The sequence below is a fragment of the Xanthobacter tagetidis genome, from assembly GCF_003667445.1.
In the GTDB taxonomy this organism is placed as follows: Bacteria; Pseudomonadota; Alphaproteobacteria; order Rhizobiales; family Xanthobacteraceae; genus Xanthobacter; species Xanthobacter tagetidis.
Genome location: NZ_RCTF01000009.1, coordinates 151,890 through 175,189 on the forward strand (window position 1 = coordinate 151,890; position 23,300 = coordinate 175,189).

Genomic DNA, 23,300 nt, shown 5'->3' on the forward strand with positions numbered 1-23,300 from the left:
AGCCTGCGTGCCTTGTGGGCGGCATGCTGAAAGACGCCGCGACTGCGGTTTCTGTCACATTTTTGCACCAGTGTCGTTCCACAGCATCACCCCGGCCCGCGACTCATCCCTGTTGCGCTGCCGCCTTTTGGGGTGACCCATCCTGATGTCTGACGTCCCCGTCGAGGACCACGTGGCCGAGCCCGTGCTGCCGAAGCGCCGCGGCCTCGCGCGTTTCACTGCGCCGGTGATCGTCGGCCTGGCACTGGCTTCGGCGGTGGCCACCTTCCTCGTCCTGATGGGGCTCACGTCGGTGGTGCCCTCGCCGGAGGTGGTGGTCGGCATGCTGGCCGCGAGCGGCGTCGCCGTGCTGGCGCTGGCCGTTGTGATCGGCCTAGAGGTGTGGGGCATCGTCCGGGCTCGGGCGCGGGGCCGCGCGGCGTCGCGGCTTCATGTGCGCATCGTCGCCCTGTTCGCGGTGATCGCCGTGGTGCCGACCATCGTCGTGGCCGTGGTGGCGAGCCTGACGCTGGACCGCAGCCTCGACCGCTTCTTCTCCTCCCGCACCCAGGAGATCGTCGCCACCGCCGGGTCGGTGGCGCAGACCTATATCCGCGAGCACGCGCTCTCGATCCGCGGCGATGTGATGGCCATGGCCAATGACATCTCGCGCCTCAAGGAGTTGTACGACAGCGATCCCGAGAAATTCCGCCAGATCCTCACCGCCCAGGCGGCGCTGCGCAACGTGCCGGGCGCGCAGATCATCCGCCGCGACCTCTCGGTGGTGGAGCGCGCCAACCTGCGCACCGAGAAGGAATATCTGGTTCCGGCCAACATCGCCGTCGGCGATGCGACCGTCGACCAGCCCATCATCTACCTGCCGTCGGATGCCGACTTCGTCGGCGGGGTGATCCCGCTGCAGAATTTCGGCGACATGTTTCTCTACGTGGCGCGGCCGATCGATCCGCGCGTCATCGGCTATCTGAAGGTGACGAGCGAGACGCTGGCGGACTATCGCTCGCTGGAAGAGCGGCGCACCACCGTTCAACTGGCGTTCGCCGCCATGTATGCGGTCATCACGCTGATCGTCCTGCTTTCGGCGGTCTGGCTCGGCATCAACTTCTCGAAATGGCTGGTGGCGCCGATCCGGCGCCTCATGTGGGCGGCGGGGCGCGTCGCCGGCGGCAATCTCGACGTCCAGGTGCCGGTGCACCGGGCCGAGGGCGACCTCGCCTCGCTCGGCGAGACCTTCAACAAGATGACCGGGGAATTGCGCGCCCAGCGCAACGCCATCGTCACGGCGCGCGACCAGATCGACAGCCGCCGCCGCTTCACCGAGGCGGTGCTGGCTGGCGTCGGCGCGGGCGTGATCGGTCTTGATGCGGACGAGCGCGTCACCATCGTCAACCGCTCCGCGGAGCGCCTGCTCGGCCTCACCGAGGCGGAGGCCCTGGGGCGCAAGCTCGCCGAGGTGGTGCCGGAGACCGCGGCGCTGCTGGCGGAGGCCGAGAGCGCGAGCCAGCGCATCGTCCAGGGCAACATCACAGTCCAGCGCGAGGGCCGCGAGCGCGTGCTCGCCATGCGCGTGACCACCGAGCAGTCGGCGGAGGACGACCACGGCTGGGTGGTGACGCTGGACGACATCACCGCGCTGATCGCCGCCCAGCGCACCTCTGCCTGGGCCGACGTGGCGCGGCGCATCGCCCACGAGATCAAGAACCCGCTGACCCCGATCCAGCTCTCCGCCGAGCGCCTCAAGCGCAAGTACGGTCGCCACATCACCCAGGACCGCGACGTGTTCGACCAGTGCACCGACACCATCATCCGCCAGGTGGGGGACATCGGCCGGATGGTGGACGAGTTCTCCTCCTTCGCCCGCATGCCGAAGCCGGTGGTGGATGCGCAGGACCTTACCGAGACCATCCGCCAGTCCGTGTTCCTCGCCCGCGTCGGCCATCCCGACCTGACGTTCGAGACCGATCTGCCGGCAAGCCTTCCGGCGCGGTACGACCGCAGACTGATTTCCCAGGCCCTGACCAACATCCTCAAGAACGCCGCCGAGGCCATCGAGGCCGTGCCGAGCGACGTGCGTGGACCGGGCCTCATCCGCATCAAGGCGCAACAGGTGGGCGACGACCTCATCATGGACGTGATCGACAACGGAACCGGCCTGCCCCAGGACAAGCGCAACCGCCTGCTGGAGCCCTATGTGACCACCCGCGAGAAAGGCACGGGCCTCGGCCTCGCCATCGTCGGCAAGATCATGGAGGAGCATGGCGGCGGCATCGAGCTGAACGACGCCCCGGACGGACGGGGCGCCTGGATTCGCCTGCGCCTGCGCCAGGACGGGCGGCCGGAAGGCGCGCCCGCACCGGCCCCCGCGGCGGATACGGCGGGGAGGGCCTGAGCCATGGCGATGGACATTCTCGTCGTCGACGACGAAGCCGACATCGGCGAACTGGTCTGCGGCATCCTGGAGGACGAGGGCTACGGCGCCCGCACGGCCCGCGACGCGGATTCGGCGCTCGCCGCCATCGCGCTCCGGCGGCCGAACCTGATTTTCCTCGACATCTGGCTCCAGGGCTCGCGCCTCGACGGGCTGGAACTGCTCAACGAGATCAAGGCCCAGCACCCGGACGTCCCCGTGGTGATGATCTCCGGCCACGGCAACATCGAGACCGCGGTCGCCGCCATCAAGCGCGGCGCCTACGACTTCATCGAGAAGCCGTTCAATGCCGACCGCCTGGTGATGGTCGCCGAGCGGGCGCTGGAGACGCTGCGCCTCAGGCGCGAATTGAAGGAGCTGAAGCAGCTCACGCCGCACGGTCGCGCCATGGTGGGCCGCTCGTCCTCGGTGCAGCAGCTGAAGGCCACCATCGAGCGGGTGGGGCCGACCAATTCGCGCATCCTCATCGTCGGGCCGTCAGGCTCCGGCAAGGAGCTGACCGCCCGGATGATCCACGCGGCGTCGTCGCGCGCCAACGGCCCGTTCGTGGTGCTGAACTCCGCCGCCATCACCCCGGAGCGTCTGGAGTTCGAGCTGTTCGGGGTCGAGGAGGGCGAGGGCCGCGAGCGCCTGCGCGGCGCGCTGGAGGAGGCGCACGGCGGCACGCTGTTCCTCGACGAGATCGCCGACATGCCGCGCGAGACCCAGAACCGGGTGCTGCGGGTGCTGGTGGAGCAGACCTTCTCCCGGGTCGGTTCGGCCGAGAAGGTGAGCGTGGACGTGCGCATCATCTCGTCCACCGCCCGCAATCTGGAGGAGGAGATCTCCAGGGGCCGCTTCCGCGAGGACCTCTACCATCGGCTTTCGGTGGTGCCGATCCGCGTGGCCCCGCTTGCCGAGCGGCGCGAGGACATCCCGGACCTGGTGGAATTCTTCGTCGATTCCATCTCGCAGACCACCGGCCTGCCGCGCCGGCCCATCGGCGAGGACGCCATGGCGGTGCTCCAGTCCCACGACTGGCCGGGCAACGTGCGCCAGCTGCGCAACAATGTGGAGCGGCTGCTGATTCTGGCCGGCGGCGACCCGGAGGCCACCATCACCGCCTCCATGCTGCCGCCGGACGTGGGCGCGCTGGTGCCGAGCCTGCCCAACGGCAATGGCGGCGAGCACCTCATGGGCCTGCCGCTGCGGGAGGCACGGGAGGTGTTCGAGCGGGAATATCTGGCCGCCCAGATCAACCGCTTCGGCGGCAATATCTCGCGCACCGCCGAGTTCGTCGGCATGGAGCGCTCGGCGCTGCACCGCAAGCTGAAGGCCTTGGGCGTCGGCTGATCTGCCCCTGCGAAAATGGGGAACAAGCGGGGGCTCGTTTTCCGCCGTAGGGGCGCATAACCTGCGCGCGACCGGGGGCCGGATCGCGCGCGGCGCGGCGATGATGCCGAGGGCGAAGCGGCGGGGAAGGGTGGGGCGATGAAGGTCGTGATCTGCGGAGCGGGCCAGGTGGGGTTCGGCATCGCCGAGCAGCTCGCCGGCGAGCAGAATGACGTGTCCATCATCGACACGAACCCCCGCCGCATCCAGATGGTGGCCGACCAGCTCGACGTGCGCGGCGTGGTGGGCATGGGCTCGCACCCGGACGTGCTCGCCAAGGCGGGCATCGACCACGCCGACATGATCATCGCCGTGACGCTCCACGACGAGGTCAACATGATCGCGTGCCAGGTGGCGCACGCGCTGTTCAACGTGCCCACCAAGGTGGCGCGCATCCGCGCCCAGTCCTACCTCGCCCCCGAATGGCGCAACATGTTCGCGCGCGATCAGCTCCCCATCGACGTGGTCATCTCGCCCGAGATCGAGGTGGGCGAGATGGTGCTGCGCCGGCTGTCGCTGCCGGGCGCCATCGACACCGTGACGTTCGCCGACGGGGCGGTGGTGGTGGCGGGCGTCCATTGCGGCGAGGAATGTCCGGTGGTGGACACGCCGCTGAACCAGCTCACCGATCTGTTCCCCGATCTCCAGGCCACGGTCGTGGCGGTGAACCGGAACGGGAAGACGGTGGTGCCGCGCTCCACCGACCAGCTGGCCACCGGCGACATCGCCTATTTCGTCGCCCAGGCGGACCAGGTGCAGCGCACCCTCTCCATCTTCGGCCACGACGAGATCCCCGGCCAGCGCATCGTCATCGCCGGCGGCGGCAATATCGGCCTCTACGTCGCCAGCGAGCTGGAGAAGCGCAACCAGGCGGCGCGGGTGAAGGTGATCGAGGCCTCGCGCGAGCGCGCCCAGGCCATCGCGGAGGTGCTCACCCGCTCGGTGGTGCTGAGCGGCGACGCGCTCGACCGGTCGATCCTCGACGAGGCGGGGGTGGGGGAGGCCGACACCATGATCGCCCTCACCAATGACGACCGCATCAACATCCTCTCCTGCCAGCTCTCCAAGCAGATCGGGGCGCGCCGCATCCTGGCGCTGCTCAACGAGCAGGGCTTCGCCTCGTTCGCCCGCGGCCTCGGCATCGATGCCCATGTGAACCCGCGCCAGATCACCGTCTCGAAGGTGCTGCAGCACGTGCGGCGCGGCCGCATCCGCGGCGTGCACGCGCTGCTCGACGGGGCGGGCGAGATCATCGAGGCGGAAGCGCTGGAGACCTCGCCGCTGGTGGGCAAGCCGCTGCGCGACCTCGGCCTGCTCGACGGGCTGCGCATCGGCGCCATCGTGCGCAACGGCCAGGTGATGCTGCCCACGGGCGACTTCGTGGTGCGAGCCCATGACCGGGTGGTGCTGTTCGCGCTCGCGGAGCGCATCAAGCGCGTGGAACAGCTGTTCCGCGTCGCGCTCGAATTCTTCTGAGCCCGGCGCGCCATGATGGATGCTGCCCGCGCGCTCGCAGGGGCCCTGTTCGCCATCGGCGTCATGGCGCTGGTCCCGGCCGCCGTGGCGGCGCGGATGGGCACCGGCCAGGCGCCGGCCTTCCTCGCCACCAGCGTGTTCTGCATCTTCATCGCCGGTGCGCTGCGATTCTCCACGCAGGGCCTCGTCGTCCGCCTGCGCCACGCCCAGGGGCTGGGCGGGCTGGTGGCGCTGTGGATCGTGCTGCCGCTGGCGGCGACGCCGGCCATCGCCATCGCCTCCGGCCTGCCGCCGCTCGCGGCCTGGCTGGAGGCGACATCCGCGCTCACCGCCACCGGCATCACGGCGCTCAAGCACGGGCCGGTCTCGCTTTTTGTCTGGTTTGGGCTGCTGCAATGGGCGGGCGGCTTCCTCACCATCGTCTCGGCGCTGGCCATCCTCGCTCCGGCCGGGCTCGGCGGCCTGCCCGACCGCACCGTGCGGGGCGGCGGCGCGGTGGATGTGGCGGACCTGCGCCTGATCGCTTCGGAGACGTTGCCGCTCTATCTCGGCGGCACGCTCGCCGTGATGCTTCTGCTGCTGTTCGACGGCGAAGGGCTCTACGTCTCCTTCACCCTCGCCACCGCCATCGCCTCGGCCGGCGCCCATCTGCCGCCGGAGGCGCACCTCGCGCTGGCCCTCGACCCCGAGGTGAAGTGGATGCTGCTGCCGTTCCTGCTCTGGAGCGCCACCAGCGTGCGCTGGCACCGCGCCTTGGTCTCGCGCCGCGTGAATGCCGCGCCCGACCAGCCCGAGAGCCTGGTCATCCTGGCCTACTGGATCGTGCTCGGCGTGGTGTTCGGCGCCATCCTGTTCCGCGCCGTCGACATGGACGCGCTGGCGGCGGTACGCGACGGGCTGTTCTCCGCCGCCGCGCTGATCTCGACCAGCGGCATCGGCGCGCGCGACGGCACTTATGAGAGCCTGCCCTTCGCCCTGGTGATCTTCGTTGCACTGCTCGGCGGCGGCGCGTTCTCGGTGGCGGGCGGGCTAAAGATGCTGCGGCTGCGCGCCATGCTGCTGCGCACCCGCGGCGACCTGATGCGTCTCGTCTATCCCAGCCTGGTTCAGCCGGCCTCGTTCGGCGAGGGCGGCATGGGCTCGGCCATGCGGGGCGTGTGGGTGGGGGCCGCCGCCTTCTTCATCCTGTTCGCGGCGGTGCTGCTGGCGATCAGCCCGGGCCTGCCCAGCTTCGAGGCCGCCCTCGCCGCCGCCGCAGCCCTGGTGAGCAACACCGGCCCGGTCTATGACGCCGCCGGCAAGGGCTGGCCGGTGATCGCCAGCCTGCCCGCAGGCTCCGTCGTCGCGGCCGGCATTGCCATGATCGCCGGGCGGCTGGAGATCATCGGCCTCGCCGTCGTGGTCCATCTTCTCTTCTGGCGCACCTGAGCAGACCCCATGTCCCGCATCGCCTACGTGAACGGCCGCTACGTCCCGCACCGCACCGCCAGCGTCCATGTGGAGGATCGCGGCTACCAGTTCTCCGACGGAGTCTACGAGGTGTGCGAGGTGCGCGGCGGGCATCTGGTGGATGCGCGTCGGCATCTGGACCGCCTGGAGCGCTCCTTGTCCGAGTTGCGCATCGCCATGCCCATGGGCCGGGCCGCGCTCATGGCGGTGCTGCGCGAGGTGGTGGCGCGCAATGGGGTGAAGAACGGCATCGTCTATCTGCAGGCGACGCGCGGCGTCGCCCGGCGCGACCACGCCTTCCCGGCGCCCGGCACGGCGCCGAGCCTCGTCGTCACCGCCCGCCGCGCCGACATGGCGGCCCAGGAGCGGCTCGCCACGGTGGGCGTGCACGTGATCTGCGTGCCGGAGAACCGCTGGCCGCGGGTGGACATCAAGACCGTGGGCCTCCTGCCCAATGTGCTCGCCAAGCAGCAGGCGAAGGAGGCAGGCGCCCGCGAGGCCTGGTTCGTGGACGCGGAAGGCCACGTCACCGAGGGTTCATCCACCAATGCCTGGATCGTCACCGGCGACGGGCAGATCGTCACCCGCCCGGCGGAAAGCGGCATCCTGAAGGGAATCACCCGCGCCGTGGTGATGGAGGCGGCTAAGGCGCTCGGGCTTGTGGTCGTGGAGCGCGCCTTCACCCCGCAGGAGGCCTATGCCGCGCGCGAAGCGTTCATCACCGCCGCCTCGACGCTGGTGATGCCGGTGGTCGAAATCGACGGCCACACCATCGCCAACGGCCAGCCCGGTTCCGTGGCGCGGGAACTGCGGCAACGATTCCACGATTTTTCAGAGGTATCGTGATATTTGAGGCGTGGGCATCACAATGCTGCACGGCAAAATATATTGCGCCGCCGCAGCACTGTGCCATTCTAGGCCTACAACTCTCTCGCCGCATCGGGCTCGGACGCTCGGCGGCGAGGGCTCAACGCCCTAAAAAGAACGGATATTAAAATGGCGGCGGAACGGCAACAGAACCTCCAAGACACCTTCCTCAACCACGTCCGCAAGAACAAGACCCCTTTGACCATCTTCCTCGTCAACGGCGTGAAGCTGCAGGGGGTTGTCACCTGGTTTGACAATTTCTGCGTGCTGCTGCGGCGCGATGGCCACTCCCAGCTGGTCTACAAGCACGCCATCTCCACCATCATGCCGGGCCATCCGGTGCAGCTGTTCGATCCCACCGACGAAGCCGGGGAGAAGGCCTGATCCCGTGGAGCGCCGCAGCGCCAAAGGGGGGATGAAGCAGGGGGACGGAGCCGGGACCGCCAAACGGAGCGCGAAAGCCTCCGGCGAGGCGGCCGAAGCCGACCCCATGCCTCTCGAAGGCCATCCGGACCTCCGCGAGAAGAAGGACGCCGCAGGCCCCGCGTCGTCGCGCGGCAGCGTCGACCGGCTCCAGCCGCCGACCCGCTGCGCCGTGATCTCGCCGATCCTTTCCAAGCGCGCGACGCGCGGCGCCGGCGAGCGCCGCAGCCCGCAGGCGCGCCTCGACGAGGCGGTCGGCCTTGCGGCCGCCATCAGCCTCGACGTGGTCTATGCCGGCCTCGTGCCGCTGTCGGAAATCCGGCCCGCCACCTATCTCGGCACCGGCAAGGTGGAGGAGATCGCCGCCATCGTGAAGGCGGAGGCGGTGGACCTTGTCTTCTTCGACGCCGCGCTCACGCCGGTGCAGCAGCGCAACCTGGAAAAGGCCTGGTCCGCCAAGGTGGTAGACCGCACGGCATTGATTCTCGAAATCTTCGGCGAGCGCGCCCGCACCAAAGAGGGCGCGCTGCAGGTGGAGCTGGCCCACCTCAACTACCAGCGCTCGCGTCTGGTGCGCTCCTGGACCCATCTGGAGCGCCAGCGCGGCGGCTTCGGCTTCCTCGGCGGGCCGGGCGAGACCCAGATCGAGGCGGACCGCCGGCTGATCGGCGATCGCATCATCCGCATCGAGAAGGAGCTGGAGCAGGTCAAGCGCACGCGCGGCCTGCACCGGGCGAGCCGCAAGCGGGTGCCTTATCCCGTGGTGGCGCTGGTGGGCTACACCAATGCCGGCAAGTCCACTCTGTTCAACCGGCTCACCCGGGCCGAGGTGATGGCGCAGGACCTGCTGTTCGCCACCCTCGACCCGACGCTGCGCGCGGTGGACCTGCCGCACGGCACGCGCATCATCCTGTCCGACACGGTGGGCTTCATCTCGGAGCTGCCGACCCAGCTCGTCGCCGCCTTCCGCGCCACGCTGGAAGAGGTGCTGGAGGCGGACCTGATCCTGCACGTGCGCGACATCTCCCATCCCGACACCGACGCCCAGGGCCAGGATGTCGAGGACGTGCTCGCCGACCTCGGCGTCGAGGCAACTCCCGGCGGCCGGGTGGTGGAGGTCTGGAACAAGATCGACCTCCTCTCCGGCGAGGAGCGCGAGGCGGTGGAGAACCAGTGCCGCCGCGCCGACGGGCTCGACGGGCCGGTGGCGGTCTCCGCTCTGACCGGCGAAGGAACCGACCACCTGCTCGGTCTGATGGAGCGCCGCATCACCGCCGGTCGGGTGACGCTCGCCGTCACGCTCGCCGCCGAGGACGGGGAGGGGCTCGGCTGGCTCTACCGCCACGGCGAGGTGATGGAGCGCTCCGCCGATGCCGACGGGGCGGTCCATGTCAGCCTGCGCATCGCGCCGGAGCGGGTGCGGCTGGTTGCGCGCAAGTTCGGCGCGAAGCGCGTCAAGGAAATTTAGCGGCGCGGCAGCGGCGGGAGCGTCCCGCCGTCGCTGGGCCCGCTCAGAAGCTCGGCGTGTCGCCGTCGAGCGGGCTCCACTGGCCGTTATTGGTCGGGTCGCCGGGCGGGCCGGAGCCATAGCCGCCGGACAGATCCGGCGGGAACACGTAGTCGTTGTTCTCGCCCTTGCCGATGCTCACGTCCGGGCGAATGGCCGGACCCGGGCCGGGATCGAGATAATTGCCCTGGGGGATCACCGGGAGCTGGATCACCCGCGGCGTGATGGTGACCTGCGGGCGCGAGGACTGGGCCCACGCCTCCACCGCCACCTGGGTGGCGAGGGCGGCGGCCAGCGCGCCCACCAGCGGCCACACCCGGTTCTGGCCGGGTCCAAATCCCAAGGGCAAGCGAAGGTCGATCATTGCGGTGTCCCGGCCAGGCCGCCGCGGCGCGCCGCGCGGCATCTGACGCCTTAGAAGCACGTTCGCGCGAAGGTGTGAAGGCCCCGCCGCGCGATCGTGCGCGGCCTATGGCGCCGCCCCCGGACCCGCTAAGCTTGCGCCGGGCATGTGAATCGGGTCGGGCAGGAGCACAGACATGGGGCGGAACAGTTTTGGCCTAAGGCGCCGCGGCGCCGCATTGGGGCTGGTCGCTGCGTTCGCCATCGGCCTGCTGGCGACGCTGGCCGCCGGGGCTGCCGCCGCGGCGCCTGCCCGCATCATCCTGCTGCGCCACGGCGAGAAGCAGAATGCCTGGAAGCTGTGCCCGGTGGGCGTCCAGCGCTCCCAGGCGCTGAAGGCGCAGCATCTGGGCAAGGGCGCCGCCGACAGCCTGTTCCGCCCGGGCGAGACGCCCAAGGCGTTCTTCGCCATCACGCTCCACACGCTTGAGCTCATCACCCCGGCGGCGACCTCGTGGGGGCAGCCGGTCATCACCTATTCGGTGCTGCCCGAGGGCTCGCCTGCCGACTTCCGGGAGCAGCTCAACGTTCAGACGCGCAAGGCGGCGCAGGACCTGCTCAACGACCCGCGCTGGGACGGGTCGACGGTGGTGGTCGCGTGGGAGCATGACCACATCGCCAAGGTCGTGCCCCCCGCCAAGGCGGGCAAGATGCCTGGTCCTGTGCCGGTGACGCTCTACGACCTCCTCGGCCTCGCGAAGTTCAAGGACGCCCCGGCCAACTGGCCGGACGAGACCTACGACTATTTCTGGATCATCGACTTCGACCCGGCGACCAAGGCGCCGGCTTCATTCCGGATGGAGAAGCAGGTGTTCAGCGGCGCCTTCGCCGGCGTGCCGCAGAACGACTGGGGGGCCCCCAACGGACTGACGCCCGCCAGCAAGTGCCAGATGCCCAAGCCGAAAAAGAAGGCGGACAGGAAGGCCGGCGGCACGCAGTGAGCCGCCGGCTCAGCGGCCGGCCCAACGCCCGATGAGGTGATCGAGCGAGATCGCCCCGGGCCCGCGCGCCACCACCAGCAGGAACAGCGCGGCCCAGGTGCCGTGCGTCGGCCAGGCGTCGGGATAGACGAACAGCTGGATCACCGCCGTCATGCCGAGCAGCGCCAAGGCCGAAAGCCGGCTGGCGAGGCCCAGCACCAGCAGAGCAGGAAAGACGTGCTCGGCGGCCGCCGCCAGGTGCGCCCCGATCGCCGGGTCGATCAGCGGCAGGCGGTATTCTTCCTGGAACAGGTAGACCGCATTCTCGGAAACGCGCCAGTTCGCATCGAGCTTGGTCTGGCCCGACTGCCAGAACACCGCCGCGGGGAACACCCGCGCGGCGAGGCCGAGGACGGCATAGGGGATATGTTCGCCCAGAAGGACGAGGCGGCGCAGCCGGCACAGCAAATGGAGTGCCGGACGATCGGCGATGGCATGGTCGGTCATGGCTGGACCTCCGGGGCGCAGAAGGCGCCGGCCTGTGCCAGCGCCGCGAGGATGAGGGAAAGGTCGGCACCGGGCACGTCCAGCGCGGCCGCCGCGGCGGCAGCAGGGCCGACCTCCAGCGTTTCGAGGAAAGCGGCGGCGCCCGGCGGCAGCAGCACCGCGGACACCTCCAAACCCGGCCGGGCGACGAGGATCTCCTGGCCGCTCCAGTCTTCCACCGCGGCCAGTTCCACGTGGCCGGTGTTCATGCGCCACAGCGTCAGAACCGGCCATTGCGAGCGCAGCAGGAACGCCGCCGGATGGCGCCGTAGCGCGATCGCTCCCGATGCCAGCGCCGGCAGATGGTCGTGGGCCAGCGGCAGTGCGTCGGCGGCGTGGAAGGCCTCCAGCACCAGAGCCTCAAGGCGTGCCACATCCGGCAGATAGGGCAGCCCGGCGGCCGGCGGAAAGCCGGCGAGGAAATCAGCGAAGGGGCCGCCGAAGCGTGCCATCACCGGCCCGCGCGGCGGATGGGCGGCAATGAACAGGCGCGCCGTGGCGCGGAAGAATTCGTCGCCGACGATAGCCGCGACGGCCGGATACTTCGCTTCGAGCGCGCCGATCAGCGAGGCCACCACATTGTTGCGGTAGACCGAAAAGCGCCGTTCCGGCCGCTCGCCTGCGGGGCAGCGGATGAAGCCGGGCACCGGCTGCCCGGCGTCGAGGCAGGCGGCAGCGAAGGCGGCGTCGGCCGGCGCGGGGAGGACAGGGGTCGCCATGGCGCGCCTCATGCCGCGATGCGGCGGGCAGAATCGAGAAGGCGCCCGGCGCGCTCCGCCTCGGCGCGCAGCACCGGCCATGCAGGCACGTCATTGTCCCACTCGACGAGGCTCGGCACCGGCCCGATGCGCCGGATGACCTCGGCGAACAGCGCCCACACCGGGTCCGCCACCGGCGCACCGTGATCGTCGATCAGCAGAGGCGTTTGCGCGCCGTCCTCGGCTTCAGCGTGGCCGCCGAGATGGATTTCGCCCACGAGGTGGAGCGGAAAGGCATCGAGATAGGCCGTCGCGTCGGTGCCGTGGTTCACGGCCGAGACGAACACGTTGTTCACGTCCAGCAGCAGGCCGCAGCCGGTGCGGCGGGCGATCTCGTTCAGGAATTCGGCCTCGGGGATCGTGCTCTCGGCAAAGGTCACGTAGGTGGCCGGGTTCTCCAGCAGAAGCCGCCGGCCGAGCGCCTCCTGAACCTCGGCCACGTGCTGCGCCACCACCGCGAGGCGCGCCTCGGTGTAGGGCAAGGGCAGAAGGTCGTTGAGATAGACCCCGTCATGGGTCGCCCAGGCGAGATGCTCGGAGAAGCTCTCCGGCTGGTACCGGTCGCACACCGCCTTGACCCGCGCGAGGTGCTCCGTATCGAGCGGCGCGAGACCGCCGATGCCGAGCCCGACGCCGTGGACCGAGAGCGCATAGTCCGCGCGCAGGGCCGCAAGCTGGGCGTGGGGCAGCCCGCCGGCGCCCATATAATTCTCCGCATGCACCTCGAAAAAGGCGAGCGGCTGCCGCGCCGCGGCGATCTCGGCGAAATGCTGCGGCTTGAAGCCGACGCCGGCGCCGGCCGGCAGGGACGTCCTGGTCATCATTCCCTCCGAAAGCGAGGGGCGGGAGCGCCGCGGCGCCCCCGCCGCGTGCGTCAGGACTTGATGGGCATGAGCGAGCCCATGCCGGACGGCGTCTTCATGGTCATGCAGGTGCCCTTGGGCACGAGCTTCCAGGCGTTGCCCTGATAGTCCACCTTGGAGGTGCCGGCGCAGGTGGTGCCGGGGCCGGCGGCGCAGTCGTTCTGGCCCTTGAGGGCGACGCCGAAGCACTTCTCCTTGCCGGCATTGGCGTCCTGCGCGAACGCCGGCGTGGCGGCGCCGAGCGCGACGGCGAGGGCACCGAGAACGGCGAGGTCGAGGGCGGTCTTCATGGCTGGTCTCCGTTGCGGATCGGCCGACCGAGGGGGCGGCCATGACGGGGAGTTCGCCGATCGCCGGCGCGTCGTTACGCCGCTCACGCGTTCGTGTGAGGCGCCGGTCACGAGGCCGTGATCAGGTGCGGAATCTTCGTGAGGCGCGTAACGAAGGCGCCCCGTCGCGCGAAGACGTCAGACGTAGACTCAAGGCTCCATGAACGAGACCTGGACGATGCTTATGCGGTCCGCCCTCGACGGGGACGGTGCCGCCTATCGCGAACTGCTGAGCGCACTTGCCCCCGCGCTCAGGGCGTTCGCGCGCCGGATTCTGCTCGCCGCGGGGCGGGATGCGGGCGATGCGGAGGACGTGGTTCAGGAGACGCTGCTGGCGCTCCACCTCAAGCGCCAGACCTGGGACCCGGCGACGCCTCTCGCGCCCTGGATCTGGGCCATCGCCCGGCACAAGGCGGTGGATGTCCTGCGTCGCTCGGGCCGGCGCGCCGAGGTGCCGATCGACGGCCTGGAAGATTTCCTGGCCGATGCCGAAGCCGAGGCCGAGCCGGAGGCGCTCTCAAGCCGCGATGCCGGCCGCATGGTCGCCAGCCTCAACGGCCGCGAGCGCGACGTGGTGGAGGCGGTGTGCCTGTCGGGGGCGAGTGTGAAGGAAACCGGTGCCCGGCTCGCCATGAGCGAGGGGGCGGTGCGGGTGGCTCTGCACCGGGCGCTGAAGCGCCTCGCCGCGGCCCACGGAGGTTGAAGCCATGACACCTGTTTCCGCCGAGCGCGAGCGCGCGGACACCGAGGCGCTGATCGCGCTCATCGCCGCCGACGCCGCTCCGCGCGGCCCCTCGCTGCGCGCCAGCCTGCTGCTGGCGCTCGGCGCGGCCGTGCTGGTGGCTGCGGGCGTCATGCAATGGGCGCTCGGCATGCGGGGCGATGCTGCCGCCGCCTTCCTGTCCTCGGCACGCTTCGTCTTCAAGTTCGCGGTTACGGCGGCGCTTGCCGTGGCGGCGGCCCACCTCGCGCTCGCCATGAGCCGGCCGGGCGCGCGCGTCGCCGGTGCGGCGGCGTGGCTCGCCGTTCCCGCTCTCCTCATCGCGGGGGCGGTGGCGCTGGAGCTGCTTGCGGTGCCCGAGCCGGCCTGGAGTGCGCGGATGGTGGGCAGCAACTGGCTGGTGTGCCTGACCTATGGCCCGCTGATCTCGCTCGGTCCGCTGGGACTGCTGCTGCTCGCTTTGCGGCGCGGCGCCCCCGCCGTGCCCTGGCGGGCCGGCCTGGCGGCGGGGCTCGCCGCGGGCGGCATCGGCACCTTCTTCTATGCCGCGCACTGCCCGGACGATTCCCCGCTGTTCGTGGCCGTCTGGTATTCGCTGGTGGTGGCGATAATGGGCGCGCTCGGTGCGCTGATCGGCAGCCGCGTGCTGCGCTGGTAGCGCGCCGCATCAGGCGCCGGGCTTGGCGCCGCCGCGTACCAAGGCCAGCAGCGCCTGCTCGGCCTTCGACTGGTAGCGGTCCGCATGACGCAGGACGTAGAATCGCCGTTGGGGGAAGGTGAGGGGGATCTGCCTGAGCGCCCCGGCCGCGAGGCCCGCCGCGGCGGCGAGTTCCGAGATCACGGTCGCCCCCGCGCCGGCCGCCACCGCGCTGATGACCGCCTCGTTCGACGGCAGCTTCAGCGCCACCTTCAGCAGCGCCGGATCGATGCCGTGGGCCGCGAGCCCCTCCTCGAACACCTGCCGCGTGCCCGAGCCCTCCTCGCGCAGCACGAACGGCACGTCGAGAATGTACTGTGCCCGCACCTGGCCGTGGCCGAACGGGTGGTCGCGCGCCACCACCATCACCAGCCGGTCGCCGGGCACGGCGATCTTGGCGAGCAGCAGCGCATCGACCGCGCCCTCGACGAAGCCAAGGTCGGCCTCGCCCTCGGTGACGGCCGCCGTCACTTGCGTGCTGTTGCCGATGGCCACTTCGAGCGCGATCTCGGGATAGAGCGCATGGAAGCGGTGGAGCAGGGGGCCGAGCCAGTAATTGGCGATGGTCTGGCTGGCGTGGAGCCGCAGCCGTCCGCGCCGCAGGCCCGAGACGTCGGCGAGCACGGTTTCCGCCACCGTTACCCGGTCGAGGATGGCGCGCGCCTCCGGCAGGAAGGCGCGCCCCGCGGCGGTCAGCTCGATGCGCCGCCCGACCCGGTGGAACAGCGGCACGCCGCAGGTCGCCTCCAGCGCCGCCACCGAGGCGGACACGGCCGACTGCGTCATGTGGAGGCGCTGGGCGGCACGGGTCATGTGCAGCAGGTCGGCGACGGTCGCGAAGACCCGCAATTGCTCCAGCGTCATCACCGCTTGGGATCACCCCGTGAAGAAAGCCGCGATGAGGATAAAGCTCACAGCCGAGATGAAAAGCCACGCCGCCGCGCCGAGCGCAAGCGGGCGCAGGCCCTTCAGGCGCAGCTTGGCCACATCGGTCTCCAGCCCCATGGCGCCGAGCGCCACCGCCAGAAGGAAAGTGGTGGTGGTGACGATGGCGGGCCGCGCCTCGTCCGGCACGAGGCCGGCGCTGTTCACCAGCACCATGGCGATGAAGCCGAACACGAACCAGGGCAAAGGCACGCTGGCCGAATTGGCCGCGCCGCCGTCCCGGCGCGCCTGGCGCAAGGCGGCGAGGCCGAGGCCGATCACCAGCGGGCCGAGCAGCATCACGCGCGACAGCTTCGCCACGGTGCCGAACTCGCCGGCCGGCTGGCCGCCCTGGAATGCGGCGGCCACCACCTGCGCCACCTCGTGGATGGAGGCGCCGGTCCACAGGCCATAGGCGTGGGCGTCGAATCCGGTCAGCGGCAGAAGCACGGGCGCCAGCAGCATGGAGAGCGAGCCGAATACGGTGACGCAGGCCACCGCATAGGCGACATCCTCGTCAGCGGCCCGCGTCACCGTATTGGTTGCGATCACCGCCGAGGCGCCGCAGATGGAGGTGCCGGCGGCGATCAGCTCCGCGAGCTTCGCCTCGACGCCCATCAGCCGGCCCATCCAGCGGGTCGCGAAGAAGGTGGCGAACAGCGTCGCGGCGATGATGGCGAAGCCGGTCGCCCCCACCATGCGGACCTGCGCGAAGGTGAGCTGGAGCCCCAGCAGAACGATGGCGAAGCGCAGGATGCGGCGCAGGCAGAACTTCACTCCCGCCTTCGCGGCAGGGGGCGTGCCGACGAGGTTGTGAAACGCCATGCCGATGACGATGGCGATGACGAGCGGGCTCAGCGCAGACAGGCCCGGCAGAAGCCGCGCGAGATAGGCCGCGCCGGCTATGGCGATGCCCAGCAGAAGGCCGGGGACGATGTTCGTGCCGTCGCGCCGGCCGAGCCGGTCGAGGGACAGCTTCTTGCGCGGGCTGGCGGGGATGAGGGTCGTTTCGGCCATGGTCGGTGCTCCTTGGGGCCGGACCATCGCCGCAGCGAATCAATCAATCAATCGAGTTGTTTTTCTAAAAACAATCATGATTATCGATTGATCGCGATCGCAGCCGCCGTGCACGTCCGGCGTCGGCACGAGGCAATCCATGCGCCGGACAGCGTGGCGCGTGCGCATGCGTGCCGCGTGCAGAACTGCATTCAGAATGCGGTTCATTCAGGCGCCATCCGTCCGTTGATGAGCCGGCATCGCCGCGTTATGGCTTGAAGCGGTCGAGGACAGGCCGCTCTCGGCGGTCGCAGGCGAGGTGGCTTTGATGGCGCGCGAGAACGGCGGGGCGGAGGGTCCATCCGACCGGGTGGGAACGATCTGCCGGGCGCTGCGCCGCGCCATCATCGAGCAGGCGCTGGAGCCCGGCACAAAGCTGCCCGAGGACGCGCTGGGCGAGCGCTTCGGCGTCAGCCGCACCATCGCCCGGCATGCGCTGGGGCAGCTCGCGGCGGAAGGACTGGTGGAGCTGCGCCGCAACCGCATCGCGGTGGTGGCGACCCCGTCCTGGCGCGAGGCACGCGATGCCTTCGACATCCGCATCGAGCTGGAGCGGCTCGTGGTCCGCCAGCTCGCCGGCCGGCTCACCAGGGATCAGGTGGCGCGCCTGAACGCGCATGTGGCGGCGGAGAAGGCGGCGCACGGCGGCCCAGATTCGGTCTCCATCCGCCTCGCCACCGAATTTCATATCCTCCTGGCAGAGATGACACAGAGCCCGATCCTCATCCGCTATGTGAGCGAGATCGCCTATCGCTGCTGCCTGACCCTGTCGCTGTTCAGCCGCCCCCATTCCTCGGAATGCGCGGTGAGCGAGCACCGAGCGCTGATCGACGCATTGGTCGACGGCGACGAGGCGCGGGTGATGAGCTTGATGCACGACCACCTCGAATCGGTGGCCAACCGGGCGCTCGTGCAGCACGCCAAGCCGCGCGGCCGCGACATCATGGACATCCTCGCCCCCTATGCGGGGGAGGGCCGCAGCCCGCCGGCCATGGCCGCGGTCCAGCCGGCGGCGGCGGGGCGGCCTGCGGCAGCGCCCGACGCCACGCCGCGGCGCGCCAAGCGTGCCTCCCGGCCGGGCGCCGGCTGACCGCATGCGCCGACTGCATGCGGGACGGGGCACCGATCCGCTCCAAACTGCATGCAAAATACAGTTCCGGCAGCCGCCGCTCAGCCTGCGGCGAGGGCGGCTTCCGCCGCACCCGAATTCAGCCCCAGCGAGCCGATGATCTCGAACGAGCGCAGCCGCTCGGCATGGTCGTAGACATCCGAGACGATCATCACCTCGTCGACGCCGGTCTCCGCGATGAATGCCGAGATGCCGGCGCGCACCGTCTCCGGGCCGCCCACCACCGAGCGCGCGAGCTTGCGCCGGGCCTGGATCTTCTCCATGGGCGTCCAATAGGTCTCGATGTCGTCGATGGGCGGCTTGCTCAGGCCGCGCGCGCCGCGGAACTGGTCCGCCGCGCTCATCTGCTGGGTGGTGGCGAGGCGGCGCGCCTTCTCGTCGGTTTCCGCCGCAATCACGTTGAGGCCCGCCATGGCATAGGGCCGGGAGAGCACGGCCGAGGGCTGGAAGCGCTCCCGATAGACCGCGAGCGCGTCCAGGAGCTGGTCGGGTGCGAAGTGCGAGGCGAAGGCGTAGGGCAGGCCGAGGATCGCCGCCAGCTGCGCCCCGTAGGTGCTCGAACCGAGGATCCAGAGCGGCACCTGCGTCCCCGCAGCCGGCACCGCCTGGATGCGCCGGTCGGCGGCCTCCGGAGAGAGATAGGCCTGCAGCTCCAGCACGTCCTGGGGAAAGGCGTCGGCGGCCTCATAGGTACGCCGCAGGGCGCGCAGGGTCTCGCCGTCGGTTCCCGGCGCCCGGCCGAGCCCGAGGTCGATGCGGCCGGGGAACAGCCGTTCCAGGGTGCCGAACTGCTCGGCGATCACCAGCGGCGAATGGTTCGGCAGCATGATCCCGCCGGCGCCCACGCGGATGGTGCGGGTTCCGGCGGCGATATGGCCGACCACCACCGCCGTCGCGGCGCTGGCGATGCCCGCCATGTTGTGGTGCTCGGCCACCCAGAAGCGGGTGTAGCCCCATTGCTCCGCATGGGCGGCGAGGTCGCGCGCGTTGAGCAGCGCGCCGCGCGCGTCGGTGTCCTGGGTGATGCGCACCAGATCGAGAATGGAGAGGGAGGCCATGAGAAGGGTTCCGGAATCTGTCCACAGCCGCGCCGCCCCCGGCCGCGACCTTCCCCATCATATGGTGCGCGTTTGCGGCGGCGCGATGGGGGAGGGCACGTCGATCCGTCCGCCCAGCCTTGACGCTGCCCTCCCGGCAGCCTAACCACGCTTGCCCAAGTGAGCCCGTAGCTCAGCCGGTAGAGCACGTGACTTTTAATCATGGGGTCTCGGGTTCGAATCCCGACGGGCTCACCAAAACTCCCATAAAAATCAAATGATTAAATAAATGAATTCAAGGGGTCGCGACATTTTCCGTTTACCGGGTCACGTGGGGGTCACAAATCATCCCCGCACGCTCCCGAACCCATCAATGCAGAAGCGGCGACCCAGTCAGGCGCCCAACTCGATCATGGTTCCGACGATCTGGTGTTCGCCCGCCAGAAGGATCGGCGTTCGCCTTCGGAAACGAGCCTGCCAGTTCTCCGGCTCCGCTTGAAGGTAGATTCCATCGTAGACCGCTTCCGATCCATCATCTGAGGTTGGGTCTGGCGGTACCATGTCGTCCCCTGGGAAGGTATTGAATCCGCACTCGCTCATCCAGCTGGGTATGCCACGGAGGCCGCACTTCGGCGCTCCGAAGCCCCGGAGAAACGACTGGAACGCGTGGTGGCCTGACAGTTCGATGAGCTTGCAGCCGATGTGCCATCGCTTTGCATGCGGCGCGACGACGTCGCTGCCGCAATGCGCGCGCATCAACGGCGCTGGGACGACGCAGATCGTGCCATCGGCTGTTCCGTTACCCGACAGGAAGACACGGGGCATCTGCCGCTGAAGCGCGCGAGATCGCGATGCTTCTTTCGATAGATACCGCGTCTCTTCGCGGTCTCTCCGCAAAGCTCGGCGTGCTGATTGCCGTGGAGGGCCGATGGCGCCGAGGGGCGGCATTTTCCGCGGCCGAACAGCGGCGCATTCGCAGGGATGTAGCGCGCTTGGAGCAATTGCAGCTGCCGAAGTCGATCTACTCTACGGCTTGAAGCAGTTCTCGGGATGCGGATGCTTCGACGCCCATTGCGGGGCGATTGTCTCCCCCGGCGTAGCAGCGGGCGCTGTGAGATTGTGAGCGACATGGGATTGCGAACCCGACCATCGGCACAGCATAGATCAGGCATGAATGAAGCCGATCTCAAAGAGCTCAAGAAGGCGAGCCTCGCACTTCTGCGCCTCACCGACGCCGAATGGCGCGCTATTTCGGGGACGAGGCGGCGCGGTGAGCACTTTTCCCTTCACTTCGCGCACAAGATTGCGCGGGAAGCGCAGCGCGGGGGCCTCGTTCTGGTCGCGGCGCCGGAAGCCGAACTGCGTTTGGGAACGGTAACCTCGATCAACGCGACATCCACCTTCGACTCGCGGGTCGTCTTCGACCGGCTGACCCCTATAGTGCCGGTATCGCTCGAGGAGCTGCTCGCCGGCATCGCGCGCGCGGCGCTCAAGACACCGCGCGCGCGTCTGGAGGCGGCTGGCGCCGGCTTTCATCGAATCTCGGAGAAGCTAGGCGAGGCCATTGTAGACGAGCTGGCGCGGAAGGCGGAGAACGGTCCTGCGCTCGCTCGAACTCTCGCTTACCGACGGCGTCCTCGACGGTTTGACAATGCGAGGGCTCTGCAAGGCGACGCCGTCGCCTTGGCGATCAAGGCCTTCGGCGGATCGAGCGAAGCGGCTGCGGTGAGTTTACCGGGTGGTGATACGGCGCTGGGCTTTGTGCGCCTGCTTGAGGACGCGGTGATTGAGCACGATGCTCGCTGGATGCCGGGCTGGCGACTTTCGGACAGCGATCTGACCGGCCGGGCCACTTTCGAGCGGCGGGGCGAGCGGCTCGATGTCTTCACCGCCAACAAGCGCCCACTGGAGGAGCTGTTTGGCGTGGACCTGATCTACCTGAACGAAGCGCGCGGCGCACTCGTGATGGTCCAGTACAAGATGCTTGAGCCGGAAGAACGCGGACGCCGTCGGATTGAATTCGGTCCATACACCTATGACGTGGTCGACGATCAGGAATGGACGGTGCACATCGACCATCAATTTTTGGACGAGCTGGGCCGGATGCGTCGGTTTGGTCGCGATCTCGAGCCTGACAGCGCGTATAGGCTCCATCCCGGAGCCTTCTTCTTCAAGTTCGTCCGGCGGCGAGCTGCGGCAAATAGCGCCGGCATTCTGCTCAGCATGGGCCATCTCGAGCAGCTTATGGCAGCGGGAGAGCTTGCAGGAGCGCGGGGTGGACTGCGGTTGAGCTATCGCAGCCTCGACGGGCACTACCTGCGAAGCGAGCCGTTCGTCGAACTTGTGCGGTCCGGTTATGTCGGAACGCGGGGAGCGACCACCAAGCACCTACAAACCCTGATCAAGTCTTCGCTGCAGGGCGGCAGAGCCGTCGTGGCGGGTGTGCAGTCTGCTCTTGACGATCTCAGACGTTAGAACCCTGTCGAGGCAGCGCCAAACGAGCCGCCAGGCCCGATAAGCCCTCGATACGGCTGAAAGAAATGATCTACTCGTTTTCGGCCACAACCGTAAATCGAGTGAGATTACCATGTGCTCAACCTGAGTGAGGCCGAGCTGGGCGATGAGTAGGGCCTCTCGGCGCTTCGTTTCGAAGCGCACGTTAATAGCTCGCGACCCGTGCGCGGATGGACTGACATTAGAGACGTCCCAAAAGCCGACATTGCTTGTGAAGCTGCCGACCGCCTGTAAATTTTTGTTGGCGTATGTGTGCGAATCCCCCGCGATCCGCCATCCCGCCGATTGCCCTCTGTAGTGCGATATTGCCGCCGATAACCGCCGATGGCCGCAACGTCATCAAGTAGCATACGCACCGTCGATCACCGCCGTTTCTACGTTACAGCCCTACATATCAGCGTCTACATCGATGATGATCTCGATGGATTGTTCGTTCTAGACAGTGTTTTTGGGGAGGTACTACTCTGCGAATGCAGGTGTAAATTGTACCGCCACTGAAAGCGGAATAATACTGTTACAAACCGTGCACGTGTTCGCGCCCGTGTTGGCATCGACCGTTATTTAAGAACGCTTACCTTAGGCCAACGCCTATTTAGGCCAAGAGCCGATTGCTTAAATAAGGCCACTCCCGCATGGTAGGATCATGTCCGAATCAGCATCCAGCCTCCGGCTAGGCCGCTTTGTCGAGACCGTGTTGCGGGGGAAATCGTGCGCGCATTCGTGCCGCCCTCACTGCCGCCCGAACCGCCGATCGACGTACTAGCCCTTCTGGAGCGGCTAGGCCTGGCCGAACGCGCGTTGGGTCGTCTGGACGGGATCACGATGTTGCTCCCGCGTCAGGAGCTGTTCCTCCACATGTATGCAAGGAAGGAAGCAGTCCTCTCGTCCCAGACCGAAGGAACGCAGTCCACCTTTTCGGACCTGCTCCGCTTCGAGACCGAGGCGCGTGCCGGTCAGCCAATCGACGACATTATAGAAGTCTCGAACTACGTCGATGAAATGATGTATGGGCTGGACCGGCCGGAAAACCTGCCGCTGTCGCTGCGCCTGATCCGCGAGATGCACCAACGGCTACTTCAAAGCGGGCGTGACGGCACTAAAAATCCCGGCGAGTTTCGGCGGTCTCAGAACTGGATCGGTGGGTCACGTCCAGGCAACGCGCTGTTCGTGCCGCCGCCGCCGGCCGAGATGGATGTTTGTCTCGATGCGCTTGAGCGTTTCATGCATGACGACGGCTCCCCTCTACCTGCCCTGATTAAGGCCGGCCTGCTGCATGTCCAATTCGAGACCATCCCCTCGTTCCTTGATGGCAATGGCAGGATCGGTCACTTACAGGTCACGTGGTACCTGTGCGTCAACGGTGTGCTGCGCAAGCCGCTACGCTATCTGAGCCTTTACATGAAAACGCATCGCGCCGACTATTACCGCCTTCTTCAGGAGGTGCGCCAGCATGGGGCATGGCAAGCCTGGCTCGATTTCTTCGTCACCGGTGTTGCGGATACCGCCAATCAGGCATTGGAGGCCGTCACCCGGATTGTCGATCTGTTCAAGGAAGACCGCGAGCGGATTACGATAGAGAGCGACCGGGCAGGCTCCGCGCTGCGTATCCGCGATCTGTTTCAGGAAAACCCGTTCCTGACGGCCAGCCAACTCGTTCAGCAAACAGGTCTCTCAGCCCCCACGGTCAATGCGGCGCTCGCCGATTTGGAACGGTTCGGCATCGTCGAAGAAATCACTGGGCGCAAACGGGGGCGCGTGTTCAGTTACCGGCGATACCTCGCCATCTTGAGCGAGGGAACCGACCCGCTCCTCACGACGGCCTGAAAGGGGAGACTGTGCCGATAAAAACTATCTCCGCCGCACAATTCGCGACAGCGTTCGATCTT

At 68.5% G+C, this 23,300-nt stretch carries 22 protein-coding genes, 1 tRNA gene and 1 pseudogene; 14 read left to right on the forward strand and 10 right to left on the reverse strand.

Annotation, left to right across the window (positions count from 1 at the left end):
* Positions 1-145: 145 nt before the first annotated feature.
* From D9R14_RS12725 to hflX, 7 genes are all read left to right on the forward strand, one after another.
* Positions 146-2,386 carry a sensor histidine kinase NtrY-like gene (locus tag D9R14_RS12725; RefSeq protein WP_121623706.1) on the forward strand — a complete coding sequence of 747 codons (2,241 nt, stop codon included), beginning with the start codon at positions 146-148 and terminating at the stop codon, positions 2,384-2,386.
* A gap of 3 nt (positions 2,387-2,389) precedes the next feature.
* Positions 2,390-3,757: a nitrogen assimilation response regulator NtrX gene (gene ntrX / locus D9R14_RS12730; protein ID WP_121623707.1), complete on the forward strand. Its 1,368-nt coding sequence runs from the start codon at positions 2,390-2,392 to the stop codon at positions 3,755-3,757.
* A 138-nt stretch (positions 3,758-3,895) separates the two neighbouring features.
* On the forward strand, positions 3,896-5,272 hold the full coding sequence (trkA, locus tag D9R14_RS12735) for a Trk system potassium transporter TrkA (protein WP_121623708.1): 1,377 nt from the start codon (positions 3,896-3,898) through the stop codon (positions 5,270-5,272).
* Positions 5,273-5,284: 12 nt separating this feature from the next.
* Positions 5,285-6,700 (forward strand): TrkH family potassium uptake protein, encoded by a 1,416-nt coding sequence (locus D9R14_RS12740; RefSeq protein WP_121623709.1) that lies wholly within the window; start codon positions 5,285-5,287, stop codon positions 6,698-6,700.
* A 9-nt stretch (positions 6,701-6,709) separates the two neighbouring features.
* The gene (locus D9R14_RS12745) at positions 6,710-7,567 is read left to right on the forward strand and encodes a D-amino-acid transaminase (RefSeq protein WP_121623710.1); all 858 of its coding nucleotides are present in this window, start codon (positions 6,710-6,712) and stop codon (positions 7,565-7,567) included.
* 150 nt (positions 7,568-7,717) lie between these two features.
* Positions 7,718-7,972 carry an RNA chaperone Hfq gene (gene hfq / locus D9R14_RS12750; protein ID WP_121623711.1) on the forward strand — a complete coding sequence of 85 codons (255 nt, stop codon included), beginning with the start codon at positions 7,718-7,720 and terminating at the stop codon, positions 7,970-7,972.
* A 106-nt stretch (positions 7,973-8,078) separates the two neighbouring features.
* Positions 8,079-9,479 carry a GTPase HflX gene (hflX, locus tag D9R14_RS12755; protein ID WP_121623767.1) on the forward strand — a complete coding sequence of 467 codons (1,401 nt, stop codon included), beginning with the start codon at positions 8,079-8,081 and terminating at the stop codon, positions 9,477-9,479.
* A 43-nt stretch (positions 9,480-9,522) separates the two neighbouring features.
* Here the strand turns inward: hflX and D9R14_RS12760 are convergent, their stop codons facing one another.
* Positions 9,523-9,882 (reverse strand): hypothetical protein, encoded by a 360-nt coding sequence (locus D9R14_RS12760; protein ID WP_121623712.1) that lies wholly within the window; start codon positions 9,880-9,882, stop codon positions 9,523-9,525.
* Positions 9,883-10,057: 175 nt separating this feature from the next.
* On the opposite strand from D9R14_RS12760, the gene D9R14_RS12765 reads away from it, so the two are divergent.
* Complete coding sequence (locus D9R14_RS12765; protein ID WP_147453023.1) at positions 10,058-10,861, forward strand: histidine phosphatase family protein; 804 nt, start codon at positions 10,058-10,060, stop codon at positions 10,859-10,861.
* Positions 10,862-10,870: 9 nt separating this feature from the next.
* Here D9R14_RS12765 and D9R14_RS12770 read toward each other — a convergent pair whose 3' ends face one another.
* Genes D9R14_RS12770 through D9R14_RS12785 form a run of 4 tightly spaced genes read right to left on the reverse strand, consistent with a single transcriptional unit; the run spans position 10,871 to position 13,297 of the window.
* Entirely contained in the window at positions 10,871-11,347 is a 477-nt protein-coding gene (locus D9R14_RS12770) for a DoxX family protein (RefSeq protein WP_121623714.1), read from the reverse strand.
* A complete protein-coding gene (locus tag D9R14_RS12775) occupies positions 11,344-12,105 on the reverse strand; it encodes an HvfC/BufC N-terminal domain-containing protein (protein WP_121623715.1) in 762 nt (253 codons plus the stop codon). The genes D9R14_RS12770 and D9R14_RS12775 overlap by 4 nt, the downstream gene beginning before the upstream one ends.
* 8 nt (positions 12,106-12,113) lie before the next feature.
* Positions 12,114-12,965: an MNIO family bufferin maturase gene (gene bufB, locus D9R14_RS12780; RefSeq protein WP_121623716.1), complete on the reverse strand. Its 852-nt coding sequence runs from the start codon at positions 12,963-12,965 to the stop codon at positions 12,114-12,116.
* A 53-nt stretch (positions 12,966-13,018) separates the two neighbouring features.
* Positions 13,019-13,297: a BufA1 family periplasmic bufferin-type metallophore gene (locus tag D9R14_RS12785; protein ID WP_121623717.1), complete on the reverse strand. Its 279-nt coding sequence runs from the start codon at positions 13,295-13,297 to the stop codon at positions 13,019-13,021.
* 199 nt (positions 13,298-13,496) lie between these two features.
* On the opposite strand from D9R14_RS12785, the gene D9R14_RS12790 reads away from it, so the two are divergent.
* Together D9R14_RS12790 and D9R14_RS12795 are read left to right on the forward strand one after the other, a co-directional pair.
* Positions 13,497-14,039, forward strand: a complete 543-nt coding sequence (locus tag D9R14_RS12790; protein ID WP_121623718.1) for a sigma-70 family RNA polymerase sigma factor — start codon at positions 13,497-13,499, stop codon at positions 14,037-14,039.
* Between the two features lie 4 nt (positions 14,040-14,043).
* Positions 14,044-14,715: an NrsF family protein gene (locus tag D9R14_RS12795; protein WP_121623719.1), complete on the forward strand. Its 672-nt coding sequence runs from the start codon at positions 14,044-14,046 to the stop codon at positions 14,713-14,715.
* Between the two features lie 9 nt (positions 14,716-14,724).
* On the opposite strand, the gene D9R14_RS12800 is transcribed toward D9R14_RS12795, so the two are convergent.
* From D9R14_RS12800 to D9R14_RS23125, 3 genes are read right to left on the reverse strand one after another with little or no spacing between them, the layout of a single operon-like run.
* Entirely contained in the window at positions 14,725-15,618 is an 894-nt protein-coding gene (locus D9R14_RS12800) for a LysR substrate-binding domain-containing protein (RefSeq protein ID WP_121623720.1), read from the reverse strand.
* Positions 15,619-15,630: 12 nt separating this feature from the next.
* Positions 15,631-16,695 (reverse strand): YeiH family protein, encoded by a 1,065-nt coding sequence (locus D9R14_RS12805; protein WP_121623721.1) that lies wholly within the window; start codon positions 16,693-16,695, stop codon positions 15,631-15,633.
* 39 nt (positions 16,696-16,734) lie between these two features.
* Positions 16,735-16,902 carry a hypothetical protein gene (locus D9R14_RS23125; RefSeq protein WP_170168600.1) on the reverse strand — a complete coding sequence of 56 codons (168 nt, stop codon included), beginning with the start codon at positions 16,900-16,902 and terminating at the stop codon, positions 16,735-16,737.
* Between the two features lie 100 nt (positions 16,903-17,002).
* Between D9R14_RS23125 and D9R14_RS12810 the strand changes: the two genes are divergently transcribed.
* Positions 17,003-17,824: a GntR family transcriptional regulator gene (locus D9R14_RS12810; protein WP_121623722.1), complete on the forward strand. Its 822-nt coding sequence runs from the start codon at positions 17,003-17,005 to the stop codon at positions 17,822-17,824.
* A gap of 80 nt (positions 17,825-17,904) precedes the next feature.
* On the opposite strand, the gene D9R14_RS12815 is transcribed toward D9R14_RS12810, so the two are convergent.
* Positions 17,905-18,921, reverse strand: coding sequence for an LLM class flavin-dependent oxidoreductase (locus D9R14_RS12815; RefSeq protein ID WP_121623723.1), 1,017 nt, complete (start codon positions 18,919-18,921; stop codon positions 17,905-17,907).
* A gap of 161 nt (positions 18,922-19,082) precedes the next feature.
* Here D9R14_RS12815 and D9R14_RS12820 point away from each other — a divergent pair.
* Positions 19,083-19,158, forward strand: a tRNA-Lys gene (locus D9R14_RS12820).
* Between the two features lie 135 nt (positions 19,159-19,293).
* Here D9R14_RS12820 and D9R14_RS22920 read toward each other — a convergent pair.
* Positions 19,294-19,725 (reverse strand): hypothetical protein, encoded by a 432-nt coding sequence (locus tag D9R14_RS22920; protein ID WP_147453024.1) that lies wholly within the window; start codon positions 19,723-19,725, stop codon positions 19,294-19,296.
* Positions 19,726-20,070: 345 nt separating this feature from the next.
* On the opposite strand from D9R14_RS22920, the gene D9R14_RS12825 reads away from it, so the two are divergent.
* Together D9R14_RS12825 and D9R14_RS12830 are read left to right on the forward strand one after the other, a co-directional pair.
* Positions 20,071-21,375 (forward strand): hypothetical protein, encoded by a 1,305-nt coding sequence (locus D9R14_RS12825; protein ID WP_121623724.1) that lies wholly within the window; start codon positions 20,071-20,073, stop codon positions 21,373-21,375.
* A 682-nt stretch (positions 21,376-22,057) separates the two neighbouring features.
* Positions 22,058-23,238: pseudogene (locus tag D9R14_RS12830) on the forward strand (Fic family protein).
* Positions 23,239-23,300 lie beyond the last annotated feature (62 nt).